General features: G+C 73.1%; 16 protein-coding genes. 11 read left to right on the top strand and 5 right to left on the bottom strand.

Annotated features, from left to right (window positions below):
* Window positions 1-103: 103 nt before the first annotated feature.
* Together ACZ41I_RS24090 and ACZ41I_RS24085 are read right to left on the bottom strand one after the other, a co-directional pair.
* On the bottom strand, window positions 104-790 hold the full coding sequence (locus tag ACZ41I_RS24090) for a gamma-glutamyl-gamma-aminobutyrate hydrolase family protein (protein WP_468515022.1): 687 nt from the start codon (window positions 788-790) through the stop codon (window positions 104-106).
* A gap of 52 nt (window positions 791-842) precedes the next feature.
* Complete coding sequence (locus ACZ41I_RS24085; RefSeq protein ID WP_468515021.1) at window positions 843-1,580, bottom strand: FadR/GntR family transcriptional regulator; 738 nt, start codon at window positions 1,578-1,580, stop codon at window positions 843-845.
* A gap of 95 nt (window positions 1,581-1,675) precedes the next feature.
* On the opposite strand from ACZ41I_RS24085, the gene ACZ41I_RS24080 reads away from it, so the two are divergent.
* Genes ACZ41I_RS24080 through ACZ41I_RS24070 form a run of 3 tightly spaced genes read left to right on the top strand, consistent with a single transcriptional unit; the run spans window position 1,676 to window position 5,213 of the window.
* Entirely contained in the window at window positions 1,676-3,034 is a 1,359-nt protein-coding gene (locus ACZ41I_RS24080) for a glutamine synthetase family protein (RefSeq protein WP_468515020.1), read from the top strand.
* A gap of 11 nt (window positions 3,035-3,045) precedes the next feature.
* Window positions 3,046-4,434, top strand: a complete 1,389-nt coding sequence (locus tag ACZ41I_RS24075) for an aldehyde dehydrogenase family protein (protein WP_399771161.1) — start codon at window positions 3,046-3,048, stop codon at window positions 4,432-4,434.
* Window positions 4,431-5,213, top strand: a complete 783-nt coding sequence (locus tag ACZ41I_RS24070; protein WP_468515019.1) for a 3-oxoacyl-ACP reductase — start codon at window positions 4,431-4,433, stop codon at window positions 5,211-5,213. Before ACZ41I_RS24075 ends, ACZ41I_RS24070 begins: the two co-directional genes overlap by 4 nt.
* A 6-nt stretch (window positions 5,214-5,219) precedes the next feature.
* Here the strand turns inward: ACZ41I_RS24070 and ACZ41I_RS24065 are convergent, their stop codons facing one another.
* A complete protein-coding gene (locus tag ACZ41I_RS24065; RefSeq protein WP_468515018.1) occupies window positions 5,220-6,422 on the bottom strand; it encodes an amino acid deaminase/aldolase in 1,203 nt (400 codons plus the stop codon).
* 1,329 nt (window positions 6,423-7,751) lie between these two features.
* Here ACZ41I_RS24065 and ACZ41I_RS24060 point away from each other — a divergent pair.
* Together ACZ41I_RS24060 and mycP are read left to right on the top strand one after the other, a co-directional pair.
* Window positions 7,752-8,648, top strand: a complete 897-nt coding sequence (locus ACZ41I_RS24060; RefSeq protein ID WP_468515017.1) for a hypothetical protein — start codon at window positions 7,752-7,754, stop codon at window positions 8,646-8,648.
* Complete coding sequence (gene mycP / locus ACZ41I_RS24055; protein WP_363215987.1) at window positions 8,645-9,832, top strand: type VII secretion-associated serine protease mycosin; 1,188 nt, start codon at window positions 8,645-8,647, stop codon at window positions 9,830-9,832. Before ACZ41I_RS24060 ends, mycP begins: the two co-directional genes overlap by 4 nt.
* Before the next feature lie 285 nt (window positions 9,833-10,117).
* On the opposite strand, the gene ACZ41I_RS24050 is transcribed toward mycP, so the two are convergent.
* Window positions 10,118-10,861, bottom strand: coding sequence for a serine hydrolase (locus tag ACZ41I_RS24050; RefSeq protein WP_468515016.1), 744 nt, complete (start codon window positions 10,859-10,861; stop codon window positions 10,118-10,120).
* Between the two features lie 148 nt (window positions 10,862-11,009).
* On the opposite strand from ACZ41I_RS24050, the gene ACZ41I_RS24045 reads away from it, so the two are divergent.
* The gene (locus ACZ41I_RS24045) at window positions 11,010-11,741 is read left to right on the top strand and encodes an SseB family protein (protein WP_399771176.1); all 732 of its coding nucleotides are present in this window, start codon (window positions 11,010-11,012) and stop codon (window positions 11,739-11,741) included.
* 1 nt (window position 11,742) lies between these two features.
* Here ACZ41I_RS24045 and ACZ41I_RS24040 read toward each other — a convergent pair whose 3' ends face one another.
* Window positions 11,743-12,099 (bottom strand): DUF1844 domain-containing protein, encoded by a 357-nt coding sequence (locus ACZ41I_RS24040; RefSeq protein ID WP_363215984.1) that lies wholly within the window; start codon window positions 12,097-12,099, stop codon window positions 11,743-11,745.
* 379 nt (window positions 12,100-12,478) lie between these two features.
* On the opposite strand from ACZ41I_RS24040, the gene infC reads away from it, so the two are divergent.
* From infC to ACZ41I_RS24015, 5 genes are all read left to right on the top strand, one after another.
* Window positions 12,479-13,117, top strand: coding sequence for a translation initiation factor IF-3 (gene infC / locus ACZ41I_RS24035; protein ID WP_399771571.1), 639 nt, complete (start codon window positions 12,479-12,481; stop codon window positions 13,115-13,117).
* A gap of 111 nt (window positions 13,118-13,228) precedes the next feature.
* Window positions 13,229-13,423 carry a 50S ribosomal protein L35 gene (rpmI, locus tag ACZ41I_RS24030; protein WP_360097938.1) on the top strand — a complete coding sequence of 65 codons (195 nt, stop codon included), beginning with the start codon at window positions 13,229-13,231 and terminating at the stop codon, window positions 13,421-13,423.
* A 96-nt stretch (window positions 13,424-13,519) separates the two neighbouring features.
* Complete coding sequence (rplT, locus tag ACZ41I_RS24025; protein WP_016642495.1) at window positions 13,520-13,903, top strand: 50S ribosomal protein L20; 384 nt, start codon at window positions 13,520-13,522, stop codon at window positions 13,901-13,903.
* 195 nt (window positions 13,904-14,098) lie between these two features.
* Window positions 14,099-14,953, top strand: a complete 855-nt coding sequence (locus tag ACZ41I_RS24020; RefSeq protein WP_363215983.1) for a TrmH family RNA methyltransferase — start codon at window positions 14,099-14,101, stop codon at window positions 14,951-14,953.
* Between the two features lie 50 nt (window positions 14,954-15,003).
* A complete protein-coding gene (locus ACZ41I_RS24015; protein WP_363215982.1) occupies window positions 15,004-16,137 on the top strand; it encodes a sensor histidine kinase in 1,134 nt (377 codons plus the stop codon).
* Window positions 16,138-16,238: the final 101 nt, after the last annotated feature.

Below are 16,238 nucleotides of genomic sequence, written 5' to 3'. Positions count from 1 at the left end.
CACGACGTGCCCGCAGTCGGCAGACGGCCGCGTGACCGGCCACGACGTGCCCGCAGTCGGCAGACGGTCGCAAGATCGACCGCGCCCGGCCGTTCGGCCGTGTTCAGTCCGCGGCAGCGACCAGCGCCCGCATCACCCGCAGGTCCTCGCCCATCTCCGGATGCCACTGCACGCCGAGCACCCAGCCCCGGTCCGCCGGCAGCTCGACCGCCTCCACCGTGCCGTCCGCCGCGTGGGCCGACGGCACCAGTCCCGTGCCGAGCCGGTCCACGGCCTGGTGGTGGTAGGTGGGGACGGTCGTCTCCTCCGGGACGATCCCGGCGTACAGGCTGCCCGGCACCGGCTTCACCGGGTGGCCGCCGAACACGCCGACCACCTCCGCATGCCCCTCCAGGTGCTGCACCAGCGTCCCGCCGAGCGCCACGTTCAGCAGCTGCATGCCCCGGCAGATGCCCAGCAGCGGCGTCCCCGCGGCCAAGGCGGCCCCGATCAGGGCGAGTTCCCAGGTGTCGCGGGCCGGGGCGGGCGGCCCGGTGCGGGGGTCGCGCTCGGCGCCGTACCGGGACGGGTCCACGTCCGGGCCGCCCGCGATCACCAGCCCGTCGAGCCGGGCCACCGTCGCCGCCGCCTGCTCGGGCGCGTCCGGCGGCAGCAGTGCGGCCAGCCCGCCCGCCCGCTGCACCAGCCGCGGGTAGGCGGCGGGCAGCAGGGCCGCCTCCAGTTCCCACACGCCCCAGCGGGCACCGGTCTCCAGATATGTGCTCACACCGATCAACGGCCGTCCGGTCACGCCGCCCTCCCAGTCTTCCAAAGGTGTCCGCCGATACCTTTGCAGAGCGGGGTCATGTCAGAAAGCCCCGCAGCAGTGCCGCCGTGCCCGCACAGTGCTCGCGCATCATCTCCCGCGCGCCGTCCGCGTCCGCGTCCAGCACCGCCTCCACGATGGCGGTGTGCTGCCGCTGCGAGTGCTCCAGGTTGCGCACCAGCAGCGGGATGCAGTCGAGCAGGTCGTTGACGGTGGCCCGGACCGCCGCGTACTGCGCGGTCAGGGAGGGGGAGCCGCACAGCTCGGCCAGCGTCAGGTGCAGCAGGGTGTCCGCCCGGCGGTAGTCGGCCAGCGGAGCCTCGTGCGTGCGGTCCAGTGCCTCGCGCAGCCGGTCCGCCTGCTCCCGCGTCAGTCCGTGCGCCGCGCACAGCCCGGCCGCCCCCACCTCCAGGACCTCGCGGAACCGCAGGACGTCCTCGATGTCGACCTCGGTGATCCGGCGGCGCAGCTCGTCCTCGCCGCCGGCGTCCGTGCGCGGCAGCACGAACGTTCCGCCGTAGCGCCCGCGCCGTGCCTCCACCAGCCCCTGGTCCTGGAGCACCTTCAGCACCTCGCGCAGTGTCACCCGGCTGATCCCGAGCCGCTCCGCCAGCTCCCGCTCGGCCGGCAGCCGTTCCCCGCCCGGCACCAGGCCGAGCCGCACGACCTGGAGGATCTGCTCCAGCGCCTCCTCGAAGCCGTTGCCCGCCCGCACCGGCCGCAGCACCGGAGCGAGCCGGTCACCCAGCCCGTCGGTACCCATGTCCTGCGACATCCGCCGTACCCCCTTCCCAAGCAATGGTTCTTGGCAATACCTTATGGCTCCCGGCCCGGCCGAAAAAGCGCGAAGGCGCCGAAGGAGGCTCTCCCGTGGCAGACCGCACACCCCCGCTCAGCGTCGAGGAACTGCACGCCCTCGTCGCGAGCGGTGAGATCGACACTGTCGTCCTGGCCTTCCCCGATATGCAAGGGCGCCTCCAGGGCAAGCGGTTCGCCGCCCGCTTCTTCCTCGACGAGGTCCTGCACCACGGCACCGAGGGCTGCAACTACCTCCTCGCCGTCGACACCGAGATGAACACCGTCGAGGGCTACGCGATGTCCTCCTGGGACCGCGGCTACGGCGACTTCGCCATGCACCCCGACCTCGTCACCCTGCGCCGCATCCCCTGGCACCCCGGCACCGCCCTGCTCGTTGCCGACCTCGCCTGGAACGACGGCTCCCCGGTCGTCGCGGCGCCCCGCCAGATCCTGCGCCGCCAGCTGGAGCGGCTCGCCGAACTCGGCTACGCCGCCCAGGTCGGCACCGAGCTGGAGTTCATCGTCTTCAAGGACACCTACGAGGCGGCCTGGGACGCGGGCTACCGGGGCCTCACCCCGGCCAACCAGTACAACATCGACTACTCCGTCCTCGGCACCGGCCGCATCGAACCCCTGCTGCGCCGGCTGCGCAACGACATGGCCGGCGCCGGCCTCACCGTCGAGTCCGCCAAGGGCGAGTGCAACCCCGGCCAGCACGAGATCGCCTTCCGTTACGACGAGGCACTCGTCACCTGCGACCAGCACGCGCTGTACAAGACAGGCGCCAAGGAGATCGCCGCCCAGGAGGGCGTCTCGATCACCTTCATGGCCAAGTACAACGAGCGCGAGGGCAACTCCTGCCACATCCACCTCTCCCTCGCCGACGCCGACGGCACCAACGCCATGGCCGACGGGGACGACATGTCCGACGTCATGCGGCACTTCCTCGCCGGACAGCTCGCAGCCCTGCGCGACTTCTCCCTCCTCTACGCGCCGAACATCAACTCCTACAAGCGGTTCCAGCCGGGCTCCTTCGCCCCCACCGCCGTCGCCTGGGGCCACGACAACCGCACCTGCGCGCTGCGCGTGGTCGGCCACGGCCGCTCCCTGCGCTTCGAGAACCGCCTCCCCGGCGGCGACGTCAACCCGTACCTCGCCGTCGCCGGTCTGGTCGCGGCGGGCCTGTACGGCATCGAGCAGAAGCTCGAACTCCCCGAACCCTGCCCCGGCAACGCCTACACCGCGGACTTCGAGCATGTGCCGACCACACTGCGCGAGGCCGCCGAACTCTGGGAGAACAGCCCCATCGCCAAGGCCGCCTTCGGCGACGAGGTCGTGGCCCACTACCGCAACATGGCGCGCGTCGAACTGGACGCCTTCGACGCCGCGGTCACCGACTGGGAGCTGCGCCGCTCCTTCGAACGCCTGTGAAAGGTCAACCGTTGACTGACCCGCACGAGCTCGTCGTACTCAACCCCGCCACCGAAGAGGTCGTCGCCACCGTCCCCGCCGCGAGCGAGGAGGACGTGGCCGCCGCCGTCGTACGGGCCGCGCGCGCCCAGACCGGGTGGGCCGCCCTCGCCCCGGCCGACCGGGCCCGGCTGCTGCGCCGCTTCGCCGACACCGTCGACGCCCACGTCGAAGAGCTGGCCCAGCTGGAGGTCCGCGAGGCCGGCCACACCCTCGGCAACGCCCGCTGGGAGGCCGGCAACGTCCGCGACCTGCTGCTGTACGCGGCCGGCGGCGCCGAGCGCCTCCTCGGCCGGCAGATCCCGGTGCCCGGCGGCTGGAACATCACCTTCCAGGAGCCCCTCGGTGTCGTCGGCGTCATCGCCCCCTGGAACTTCCCGATGCCGATCGCCGCCTGGGGCTCCTTCCCGGCGCTCGCGGCCGGCAACGCGGTCGTCCTCAAGCCCGCCGAGACCACCCCGCTCACCGCGCTCCGCCTCGCCGAACTCGCCCTTCGGGCCGGCCTGCCCGAGCATGTCTTCCAGGTGCTGCCCGGCTACGGCCACACCGCCGGACGCGCGCTCGTGGACCACCCGGACGTCGCCAAGATCGTGTTCACCGGCTCCACCCGCACCGGCCGCGAGGTCATGGAGCGCTGCGCCCGCCTCGTCAAGCCGGTCACCCTTGAACTCGGCGGCAAGAGCCCCAACATCGTCTTCGCCGACGCCGACCTGAAGACCGCCCTCGACCCCTTCTCCTTCCTGGACAACTCCGGCCAGGACTGCTGCGCCCGCACCCGCATCCTCGTCCAGGAGACGGTGCTGGAGGAGGCCCGGGACTTCCTCGCCGACGCCCTCGCCTCCGTCGTCGTGGGCGACCCGGCGGACGAGAAGACGCAGATGGGTCCGCTGATCTCCGGGCAGCAGCTGGAGCGGGTACGGTCCTACGTCCCCGACGACGCTCCGGCCCTGCGCGGCAGCGCCCCCGACGGCCCCGGCTTCTGGTTCCCGCCGACGGTCCTGACCGGGGAGCGGCCCGACGGCCGGGCGGCCCGCGAGGAGATCTTCGGCCCCGTCGCCGTCCTGCTCCCCTTCACCGACGAGGAGGACGCGATCCGCCTCGCCAACGACACCCCCTACGGCCTCTCCGGCTCCCTGTGGACCCGGGACCTCGGCCGAGCCCTGCGCGTCTCCCAGGCCGTCCGCGCGGGCAACCTGTCCGTCAACTCCCACTCCAGCGTCCGCTACTGGACCCCGTTCGGCGGCTTCAAGCAGTCCGGCCTCGGCCGCGAACTCGGCCCCGACGCCCTGACCGCCTTCACCGAGACCAAGAACGTCTTCATCAGCAACGTCTCCCCCAGCACGGAGGGCCCCGCACAGTGACCGACAACAGTGTTTGCCGCCGCCTGGTCGGCCGTACCGCCGTCGTGACCGGAGCCGGCAGCGGCATCGGCCTCGCCACCGCCCGCAGGCTCGCCTCCGAAGGCGCCCACGTCGTCTGCGCGGACGTCGACGAAGCCCGCGGCAAGGCCGTCGCCGACGAGGTCGGCGGACTCTTCGTGAAGGTCGACGTCACCGACCCCGAGCAGGTCGAGACGCTGTTCAGGACGGCGTACGACACCTACGGCAGCGTCGACGTCGCCTTCAACAACGCCGGCATCTCCCCGCCCGACGACGACTCCATCCTGGAGACCGGCCTGGAGGCCTGGAAGCGGGTCCAGGAGGTCAACCTCACCTCCGTCTACCTGTGCTGCAAGGCCGCCATCCCCTACATGCGCCGCCAGGGCAAGGGGTCCATCATCAACACCGCGTCCTTCGTGGCCCGGATGGGCGCGGCGACCTCACAGATCTCGTACACCGCCTCCAAGGGCGGCGTACTGGCCATGTCCCGCGAGCTGGGTGTGCAGTTCGCCCGGGAGGGCATCCGGGTCAACGCCCTGTGCCCGGGCCCGGTCAACACCCCTTTGCTGCAGGAGCTGTTCGCGAAGGACCCGGAGCGGGCGGCCCGCCGGCTCGTGCACATCCCGGTCGGGCGGTTCGCCGAGGCCGAGGAGATCGCCGCCGCCGTCGCCTTCCTGGCCAGCGACGACTCCTCCTTCGTCAACGCCACCGACTTCCTGGTGGACGGCGGAATCGCGGGAGCGTACGTCACACCCCTGTAGGACGCGTCACAGGAAGGTGTGCCCCTCACCCCGGTAGGTGGGCACGGTCGCCGTGACCGTGTCCCCCTCGACCAGGTGGAGGGCGTCGAACCGCTCGCACAGCTCGCCCGCCTTCGCGTGCCGGAACCACACCTTGTCCCCGACGAGGAGGTCGTCGGCGGGCGAGCCGAGCAGCGGGGTCTGCACCTCGCCGGGGCCTTCCTGGGGGTCGTACGTCAGTCCCTGAGGCAGGTACGGCACCGGAAGCCGGTCGGGACCGGCGGCGCCGGAGGCCGGATAGCCACCGCCGAGCACGGTGACGACCCCGACCCCCGGCCGCCGTACGACGGGCTGGGCGAACAGCGCCGCCGGACGGCCGGTGAACGACGTGTAGTTGTCGAAGAGCCGCGGCACGTACAGCCCCGAACCGGCTGCTATCTCCGTCACGGCGTCCTCGGCGGCGGTGTGCTGCACGCTGCCCGTGCCGCCGCCGTTGACGAACTCCAGGTCCGGCACGACGGACCGCACCGCGCGTACGACCGCCGCCCGCCGCTCGGCCAGCTCACGGCGGGCGGCGGCCTGCATCAGCCGGATCGCCCGGGACCGCAGCGGCCGCCCGGCCACCGCGTCCCCGACACCGGCGACGTGCCCCTCGTACGCCATGATCCCCACCAGCCGGAAGCCCGGCCGCCGGGCCACCGCGCGGGCCAGCTCGACGAGTTGGGCGGGGGAGCGCAGCGGAGAGCGCAGCGCCCCGACCCGGACACGACCGCCCAGCAGCCTCAGCGAGGTGTCCAACTCCAGGCAGACACGCACCACTTCACGTCCACCGTCACGGGCGGCGTCGATGAGATCGAGGTGCGCCGGATCGTCCACCATCACGGTCACCGCACCGGCGAGCTTGGGATCGGCCGCCAGCTCCGCGAATCCGGCCCGGTCGGCGGACGGATAGGCCAGCAGGACGTCGTCGAATCCGGAACGCGCGAGCCACAGCGACTCGGCCAGCGTGAACGACATGATGCCCCGGAAGCCGTCCCTGGCCAGGACGCGCTCCAGCAGCGCCCGGCAGCGCACGGACTTGCTGGCCACCCGGACCGGCTTGCCTGCGGCCCGGCGGACGAGATCGGCGGCGTTGGCGTCGAAGGCGTCCAGGTCCACGATCGCGAGAGGGGCGTCGAGATGGGCGGTGGCCCGGTCGTAACGGGCCCGGTCGGCGGCGCGCGCAGTCATGACGGAAGCCTGCCAGACGGGATTACCGCAGGGTAGGGGGACGTTCCGGGCAGATGCCCCGGCGCCGCGGACTGGTTCTGATTCTGGCCCGGACAACCCGTAGAGTGACGCGCACGTACGGCGGAACGCCCCCGGCCGCATCGCTGAACCGGGATGCCGGTCCGGACGTACGGGTATGCGTGCCCGGGACGGAGCTGTTGCCCCGGGCGCGGCCGAGCAGCGCAGCGGCCCGCGTACGTGAGGACGGCCCGGGCACGAGGAAACGGGGGGTGCATGAGCACGGAAGCGCGCCACGCACCCGTCCCCCCGCGCCCCTCGGCCCCACCGCGCCCTTCGGCTCCGCCCGGCCGCCCGGCAGACACCGGCGTCGAGCCGCCCGCACAGGGCACATCCCAGCACCGGCCGGTCCCCGCCCCGGCTCCGCCGCACCCCGCTCCCGCCCGCATCCCCGTCACTGCGCCCCCCGAGGACCCCGACGACGAGCCGTCGGTCTTCGCACCCCGCACCTCCCGCCCGTCTGCCGGAGGGTCACCGCGCCTCGGCCGTCCGTCCGCGGGCGGTGCGGCGTCCGGCAACGGGGCCACGGTCCCGGGTGCCGTGGGCCATGGCTCGGCACCTGCTCGGGGTCCGGCGGGTGGCGGCTTGCGCCCTACCGGAGACCTCGCGCGTGAGGGCGCGCCCTTCACCGGAGGCGGCCCCACGCGTGACGCAGGGTCCGCGCGTCACGGTTCGGCTTCTGCCGGGCGATCGACGGGTGACGGTCCGTTCTCCGCGGGCGGCGCCGACGATCGGCCCTCCGCCGGCCGTACGGTGCGCGACGGCCGGTCGGCCGGTGGTGGCTTCGGGCGTGGTGAGGTGCCGGACGGTGGGCGGGCCGTGCCCGACGGGCGGGCGTCGGGCGGGGAGTTGGGGGACCGTGTCGGCGGGGCCGGCCGCAAGCCTGTGGTACCCGAGGTCGCCCAGCCCGCGAGTCCGCCTCCGCCGCCCGCCTCGGCCCGGTTCCCCGACACTCCGCCCCGCACGGGGCGGGAGGTCCCCGGCCCGGCGTCCCGGCGATCGGGAGCGCCGGCGGAGACCTCCTCGGAGACGACCGCCCGGCTCCGGCCGGTCACCGCCGCGGAGACCACGACCCGGCTCCGGCCGGTCACCGGATCCGCCGAGCCCCGGAGCGCCCGCGCCACGTCCGTACCCGCCGCCCCGGAGCCCCGGAGCTCCGCAGGCTCGCCCGTGCCTGCCGGACGCCGTGGCGAGGGCCGCACCGCCGCCGCATCCGTCCCTCGTGGCTCCGCCGTGTCCGCCGGGCGCGCGCAGGCGGCCGCGTGGAGCCCCATGGCGCCCGCCCACCCCGTCGGCCCCCCGGCGGCCACGGACTCGCCCGCACCCGACCCGGCGCTGGCCTGGAGCGCCGCCGGGGCCGCGCGGCCCGTGGTGTCGTTCGCGGAGCCCGAGGCGTTCGGCGAGCCCGCCCGGCACCGGGTGGGCTCCCGCACCGTCGCCGCTGCCGCCTGCCTCGTGCTCGGCCTCGGTCTCATCGGCGGTGCGGCGACCGGAAGTTGGCTCACCGGCGACGACGGGGACGACACCACCGGCGACCACTTCGCCACCGCAGGGACGCTCTGGCACAACGTGCCCGTGGACCAGCTCTTCCCGCCCACCGTCCAGGGCACGGGCGCCGGACCCGGCGGCGCCGACCGCACCTGGACCAGGATCGCCGTGGCCCCGGACGGCGGCTGTGCCCACGCCTTCGACCCGCTGCTGCAGAAGGTCCTCGCCCCCGTCGGCTGCCGGCGGCTGCTGCGCGCCACCTACACCGACGCCACCCAGAGCTACGTCACCACCGTCGGCCTGCTGTTCACCAAGGCCGACCCCGCCGCCATGTCCGCGCTGGCCCACCGTTTCGGCACCGAGCGCCTGGACCGGCGCGTCGATCTGATGCCCCGTCCGTACCCCGCCAAGGGCACCCCCGCGGCCGGCTTCGGTGACAAACAGCGCGCCTCCTGGACCATCTCCGTCCTCACCGACGCCCCCGTCGTCGCCTACGCCGTCTCCGGCTGGGCCGACGGCCGCGGCGTCGACGCGCCGCAGCCCGCCGCCGACGCCGTCAGCGCCGGAGCGACCACCGCACCGGCCCAGGCCGGTCTCGGCAACGAGGCCCAGGGCCTGGCCGACCGCGTCGAGCGGCGCCTGCGCCAGAGCATCGGCACGGCCACGGAGACACCCTCATGAGGCGATCGATATGCGGCCACCGCCGCGTGCACCCGACCGGGGCGGCGGTGAGCCTGCTGCTCGCCGGTGCCCTCGCCCTGCTGCCCTCCACCGCCGCCCACGCCGACGGCATCCGCGCCCAGCAATGGGCCCTGTCGGCGCTGAACCTGGACGAGGCCTGGCGCACCACCAAGGGCCGCGGTGTCACCGTCGCCGTCCTGGACACCGGCGTCGAGGCCGACCACCCCGACCTCGCCGGCAACGTCCTGCCCGCCAAGGACATGATCGGCTTCGGCGCCGAGCAGGGCGACCGCACCTGGGCCCGGCACGGCACGGCCATGGCCGGCATCATCGCGGGGCACGGCCATGGCCCGGGCGGCACCGCCGGTGTCATGGGTGTCGCTCCCGAGGCGAAGATCCTGCCGGTGCGCGTGATCCTGGAGGACGGCGACCCCGCCCGCGCCAAGGCCCGTACCAGCCGCGGCAACGCCCTCGCCGACGGCATCCGCTGGGCTGCCGACCACGGCGCCGACGTCATCAACCTCTCCCTCGGCGACGACTCGAACTCCGCGCACCCCGAACCGAGCGAGGACGAGGCCGTGCAGTACGCCCTGAAGAAGGGCGTGGTGGTCGTCGCCTCCGCGGGCAACGGCGGCGACAAGGGCGACCACGTCTCCTACCCGGCCGCCTACCCCGGTGTCATCGCCGCGACCGCCGTCGACCGCTTCGGCACCCGCGCCTCCTTCTCGACCCGCCGCTGGTACGCGGCCGTCAGCGCGCCCGGGGTCAACGTGGTCATCGCCGACCCCGACCACAAGTACTACGAGGGCTGGGGCACCTCGGCCGCCTCCGCCTTCGTCTCCGGCGCCGCGGCCCTGATCAAGGCCGCCCACCCGGACCTGAGCCCGGCCCAGATCAAGACGCTCCTGGAGGGCACCGCCCAGGACGCGCCGGTCGGCGGCCGGGACGACTCCCGCGGCTTCGGCATGATCGACCCGGCGGCGGCGCTGCAGGCGGCCGCGAGCCTGAAGCCGCAGAGCCTGAGCGCGGCGTCGTCCGGCGAGAAGTACTTCGGCACCGGCCCGGACGCCCCCAAGGTCACCTCCTCGGCCTCCGACTGGGCGGGCCCGCTGGCCGGCGGCGCCGGCGGGGTTCTCCTGGTGGCGGGCGTGGTGCTGTGGCGGGGCCGCAGGCAGACGGCCTGAGGACGTCCGCGGCAGGCCCCCGGGCCCTCGGCGCACGCACGGTGGCCGGAGTCCGCGAGCCGCAGCCGGCGGCGCCGCTCGACTCGGACGCTGCCGGAAGGGGTCGGCCACGCCCGGTACGAGGCCCGGCCTCCGCGCGCGGGAGCAGGCGCCGCTCGACGTCGAGGTCGCCGTCCCGTCCGCACCGGGGGGAGCGCGCAGCCGTCCACCGCGCCACGGAAGCGGCCCTCAGTGCCCGCTGGGCTGCCCCGGCCGAGAGTCGGTCCGCGATGGGGCGTCACCGGTTCAGCCCGAGCAGTCACCGGCGAACGCCGACACCGCCGCCTGCGCCGCCGTCTCCACCAGCGCGATGCCCTTCGCCTGGCTCTCCGTGCCCTTCGACAGCACCGCCACCAGGTAGTCGGTGCCGTCCGCCGTCACCCGCCCGATGCTGTTCACATCCCACAGCCCCGTCGTACTGCGCGGCAGCCAACCGTTCTTCAGCGCCCAGCAGTTGCCGTCCGCGGCGGCCGACACGCCCCACTGCTGGTCCGCCTCGACCGACTCCATCAGCCCCTGCACATACCTCCGCGAGGACTTGCTCAACTCGGAGTCCTCCCCGAACACCTGCTGCAGCAGGCGGAGTTGGTCGGCGGCCGTGGTCTGCGTCAGGCCCCACAGCCCGCCCTCGCCCCCGGAGGTCGCGGTCAGCCCGAAGCGCCTGTTCGCCGTGTCCAGGCCGTCCGCCCGCCCGATCGTGTGCCACAGCGCGGTCGCGGACGCGTTGTCGCTGTTCTCGATCATCTTCGCGGCGTACGCCCGCTCGGCCGCCGTCAGCCGCCGGCCCGCGTCCTGCGCCTGGAGCAGCAGCGCGGCCAGGACGTCGACCTTGACGATGCTGGCCGTGTCGAAGGCCGCGTCCCCGTACACGGCGCTCGCACCGGAGGCCACCTCCAGCACCGCCACCGACACCTGCGCGCCCGCCGGCACGCTCACCCCCGTCATCGCCCTGCTCAGCAGCGCGCCCCGGCCCGTCGCCGCCCCCGTCATGGATGCTCCCTTCCCGCCCCGGCCGAGGAGGAGACCGAGGGCGCCGCCGACGATACGGCCGCGGGGCCCGCGTGCGCCCGCGGCGTGTCCCGAATTCCTGCGGGGGGCCGCTACGCGCTGCTCACACCCTGGATTAGGGTCGGTGACCGTGGCGAACAAGAACATTCCCGACCCCGGCTTCTCCGACGACGACGGCTCCGCCGACCCCCGGCTGAGCGCCGCGCTCGCCGCCTGGGCCGAGGACCGCAGCGCCCTCGGGCCGGTGCTCGAGGCGCTGAAGGGTGCCCGCCTGCTCGTCCCCGTCGTCGCCGTGCTCGGCGAGGTCGAGGAGGACGAGAACGGGCTGCGCCGCGAGAAGACCAGCGACATGGCCGTACCCACCCTGAAGGCCGGCCACCGCACCGCCCTGCCCGCGTTCACCTCGACCGACTCCCTCGCTCGCTGGGACCCCGAGGCCCGCCCGGTCGCCGTACCCCTGCACCAGGCGCTGCAGGCCGCCGCGCACGAGAAGGCCGACACGGTCGTGCTGGACCTCGCGGGACCGGTGCCGTTCGAGCTGACCGGCCCGGCACTGCTCGCCCTCGCCGAGGGCCGCACCAGCACCGATCCGCTCGCCGACCCCGCCGTGATCGACGCCGTCCGTACGGCGGTGGCGGCGGAGCCCGCCGTGCTGCGCGCCCACCTGGGGCCCGGGCAGGCCGACGGCACCCTCGCCCTCGTCCTCGACCCGGCCGCGGCGCCCGCCGAGGCGGCCCGTGCGGTCGCCGAGCGGCTCGCCGCCGACGAAACACTGAGGGCCCGCCTGGTGCGCGGTCTCGACCTGGCACTGCTGCCGGCCGGGACCACGCCTCCGGGCGAGCCCCTGTATGTGAAGGAGTAGGTCAGCTGTAGACGGGGCCGGTGTACTTCTCGCCCGGCCCCTGGCCCGGATCGTCCGGGACGACCGACGCCTCGCGGAACGCCAGCTGCAGCGACTTCAGGCCGTCGCGCAGCGGGGCCGCGTGGAAGGAGCTGATCTCGGTCGCGCTCGCGTCCAGCAGGCCGGCGAGGGCGGTGATCAGCTTGCGGGCCTCGTCCAGGTCCTTGTACTTCTCGCCCTCCTCGCTCAGCCCGAGCTTCACGGCGGCGGCGCTCATCAGGTTGACGGCGACCGTCACGATCACCTCGACGGCGGGGACCTCGGCGATGTCCCGGGTCATCGCGTCGAAGTCGGGGTTCTCAGGAGGGGTCTCACTCATGCCCCACACCATAGGCGGTACTCCGGCGGGGCCTCCGATTAGCCCTTCCCCGGCGGTGCTGCTAACCTTGTGTAACGACCGGCTGGACAGCCCTGCGAACAACAGAGCGTCCGGCCCACAAGTGGAGGCTCCGATCTCCCACCTGACCGTCCTCCGGGGCGGCGGGTCACCCGGTCAGGCGGCCACCATCGTTCCGTACGGACGATGGAGTCGCCCGAACTGCGCCCCGCGGTCACCGCGGCGGTGCTCCGGTAGTCATTGGAGCCCCGCCTGTGATCGTCCGGGGCATTTTTTGTGCGTCGGCGCGGTTAGGTCTTACGAACAAAGACGTTACGCGGCTGTCCGCCAGACCGTCGCGTGGTGCTACCGAGGAGGATCCATCAGCGCCGAGCCCCGCATCAACGACCGGATTCGCGTTCCCGAGGTGCGACTTGTCGGTCCCAGTGGCGAGCAGGTGGGCATCGTCCCGCTCGCGAAGGCACTGGAGCTTGCGCAGGAGTACGACCTGGACCTGGTCGAGGTCGCGGCGAACGCCCGTCCGCCCGTGTGCAAGCTCATGGACTACGGGAAGTTCAAGTACGAGTCGGCCATGAAGGCCCGTGAGGCGCGCAAGAACCAGGCGCACACGGTCATCAAGGAGATGAAGCTCCGGCCGAAGATCGACCCGCACGACTATGACACCAAGAAGGGTCACGTCGTCCGGTTCCTCAAGCAGGGCGACAAGGTCAAGATCACGATCATGTTCCGTGGTCGCGAGCAGTCCCGGCCCGAGCTGGGCTACCGACTGCTGCAGCGCCTCGCGGAGGACGTCCAGGACCTCGGTTTCGTGGAGTCGAACCCGAAGCAGGACGGCCGGAACATGATCATGGTCCTCGGTCCGCACAAGAAGAAGACCGAGGCGATGGCCGAGGCCCGCCAGGCGCAGGAGGCCCGCAAGGCGTCCGCGAAGGCGAACCCCGGCAAGTCGCAGAACCCTGCCGAGGCTGAGGCGCCGTCCGAGGAGCCTGCCGAGGCGTGATCCCGGGGGACGCACGTCCCCGAGGATGTAACCGATAGAAGAACGACGCTCCACCGTGCCCGGTTTTGCGACCGGGCACCGGAGCGCCACCGACGAGGAGAGAACGGCGCTATGCCGAAGAACAAGTCGCACAGCGGTGCCAGCAAGCGCTTCAAGGTCACCGGCTCCGGCAAGGTGCTCCGCGAGCGCGCCGGCAAGCGCCACCTGCTCGAGAGGAAGTCGTCCCGCATCACGCGTCGCCTCACCGGCAACGCCGAGATGGCCCCGGGCGACGCCGCGAAGATCAAGAAGCTTCTCGGCAAGTGACGCGGCGGCGCTCTGAGCGCCGTGCGTCTGGACCGGGACCGAATCGATTCCGGGTCGTGTGAGTACCCCCACGACCCCGCTACAAGGAGTTAACAAGTGGCACGCGTCAAGCGGGCAGTCAACGCCCACAAGAAGCGCCGGGCGATCCTCGAGCAGGCCTCCGGCTACCGCGGTCAGCGCTCGCGCCTGTACCGCAAGGCCAAGGAGCAGGTCACCCACTCGCTGGTCTACAACTACAACGACCGCAAGAAGCGCAAGGGCGACTTCCGTCAGCTGTGGATCCAGCGCATCAACGCCGCTGCCCGCGCCAACGGCATCACCTACAACCGCTTCATCCAGGGTCTGAAGGCCGCGAACATCGAGGTCGACCGCAAGATCCTGGCCGAGCTGGCCGTGAACGACGCGAACGCGTTCGCCGCGCTCGTCGAGGTCGCGCAGAAGGCGCTGCCGTCGGACGTCAACGCGCCCAAGGCTGCGTGACGCTGCGCCGGCTCTCGGCCGACGCTCACTGAAGGACCCGCAGGCTCTATGGCTTGCGGGTCCTGCTGTTGGGGGGCCATCGGTGGTCGTTCGCCCGCGGGTGCGTCGTGGCCGGTCGCGCAGTTCCCCGCCCCCCGGGGGCGCTCACCCTGCCGGCACCACAAAGTGAAGACTTTCTTGAAGGTGAAGAACAGGATGCCCAGCCCCGAGCTGATCTCCCCCCGGTCCGCCCGTGTCGCAGCCGCCCGGCGGCTCGCCAAGCGGAATTTCCGGGGCAAGGACCGGCTGTTTCTCGCGGAGGGGCCGCAGGCCGTCAGGGAGGCGGCCGGGCATCGGGCCGACGGCACCCCCACCCTCGTCGAGCTGTTCGCCACGGTCGAGGCCGCGGAGCGCTACGCCGACATCATCGGCGCGGCGCGGGACGCCGGCGCCCGGGTGCATCTCGCCGCCGAGGACGTCATCGCCGACATCTCGACCACCGTCACCCCGCAGGGCCTGGTCGGGGTCTGCCGGTTCCTGGACACGCCGTTCGAGGAGATCCTCGCCGCCCGGCCGAAGCTGGTCGCCGTGCTCGCCCATGTGCGCGACCCCGGCAACGCCGGCACCGTGCTGCGGTGCGCAGACGCCGCCGGCGCCGAGGCCGTGATCCTCACCGACGCCTCCGTCGACCTGTACAACCCCAAGGCCGTACGCGCCTCCGTGGGCTCCCACTTCCATCTGCCCGTCGCCGTGGGCGTCCCCGTCGAGCGGGCCGTGGCCGGGCTGAAGGGCGCGGGCGTGAGGATCCTCGCCGCCGACGGCGCCGGGACCGACGATCTCGACGCCGAACTCGACAAGGGGACCATGGGCGGTCCCACCGCCTGGGTGTTCGGCAACGAGGCCTGGGGACTCCCGGAGGAGACCCGCGCGCTCGCCGACGCCGTCGTCCGCGTCCCCATCCACGGAAAGGCCGAGAGCCTGAACCTCGCCACCGCCGCCGCCGTATGTCTCTACGCGTCGGCCCGTGCACAGCGCGCCTCCGGAGGGTGCCGCTCCGTCACGGCGAGCTAGTAGGGTGACCAGCTCGGGGCCCTGCGCCGTCTGAGAGGTGGGGTACGGGGATGAGTGTGGCCGGCACGAGCACCGCGCCGGGTGGACGGGACGCGCAGCGCACATCTGTGCCCCGGCAGGGCGATCCCGCGGGCCTCGACCCCGACCAGCTTCCCGACGGCCTTGTCGTCGCCGACGAACACGGCCGCGTGGTCTGTTTCAACGCCGCCGCCGCCCGTATCACCGCCCAGCGCGCCGCCGACGCCCTCGGCCGGCCCCTGGAGCAGGCGCTGCCGCTGGAGGACCTGGAAGGCCGCCGCTGGTGGCAGCTCGTCGACCCCTACGGCGGGCTCGCGATCCGGACGCGGCAGCCGGAGCGCAATCTGCTGCTGCCCGGGGGACGGGAGGTGCTGGTCTGCGCGCAGTATGTGCGCGACGAGCCCCTCGGGCCCGTCCAGCGGGTCGTCGTGTCCCTGCGGGACACCGAGGCCCGTCGCCGCACCGAGCGCAGCCACGCCGAGCTGATCGCGACGGTCGCCCATGAACTGCGCTCACCCCTGACCTCCGTGAAGGGCTTCACCGCCACGCTCCTCGCCAAGTGGGAGCGCTTCACCGACGACCAGAAGCGGCTGATGCTGGAGACCGTCGACGCCGACGCCGACCGCGTGACCCGGCTCATCGCCGAGCTGCTCGACATCTCCCGGATCGACTCCGGGCGCCTGGAGGTGCGCCGGCAGCCCGTCGACATCGGGGCCGCCGTCTCCCGGCACATCCAGGCCTACGTCGCCGCCGGCCAGCCCGCCGACCGCTTCCTGCTGCGCATCGAACAGCCGCTGCCCGACCTGTGGGCCGACCCCGACAAGGTCGACCAGGTGCTCAGCAACCTCATCGAAAATGCCGTGCGGCACGGCGAGGGAACCGTCACCATTGACGTCACGCCCTGCGCATCCCCGCGCGAGGGCGAGGAAACCGGCACGTCGGTCACGGTGAGCGACGAGGGCCCCGGCATCCCGGAGGAGTCCATGAACCGCGTCTTCACCCGCTTCTGGCGGGGCAGCAAGCGCGGCGGCACGGGCCTCGGGCTGTACATCGTCAAGGGCATCGTCGAGGCACACGGCGGCACCATCACGGTCGGCCGCGCCTCCGTCGGCGGCGCCGAGTTCCGATTTACGTTGCCCGTGGCGGCCCCGGCGTATCTCGCCTGACGGCCCACGGGCTCTTCGTACACCTCCACCCCGTTAGACTCGGCCTTTGGCACCTTTGTGTCCTTCACGCGGCCCTCGCGAGTCGGTGACGGGGACCATCC

Source organism: Streptomyces sp. NPDC030799 (assembly GCF_055572255.1).
Note: the sequence above shows the minus strand (reverse complement) of the source record. Positions and strands in the feature narration are given on the sequence as shown.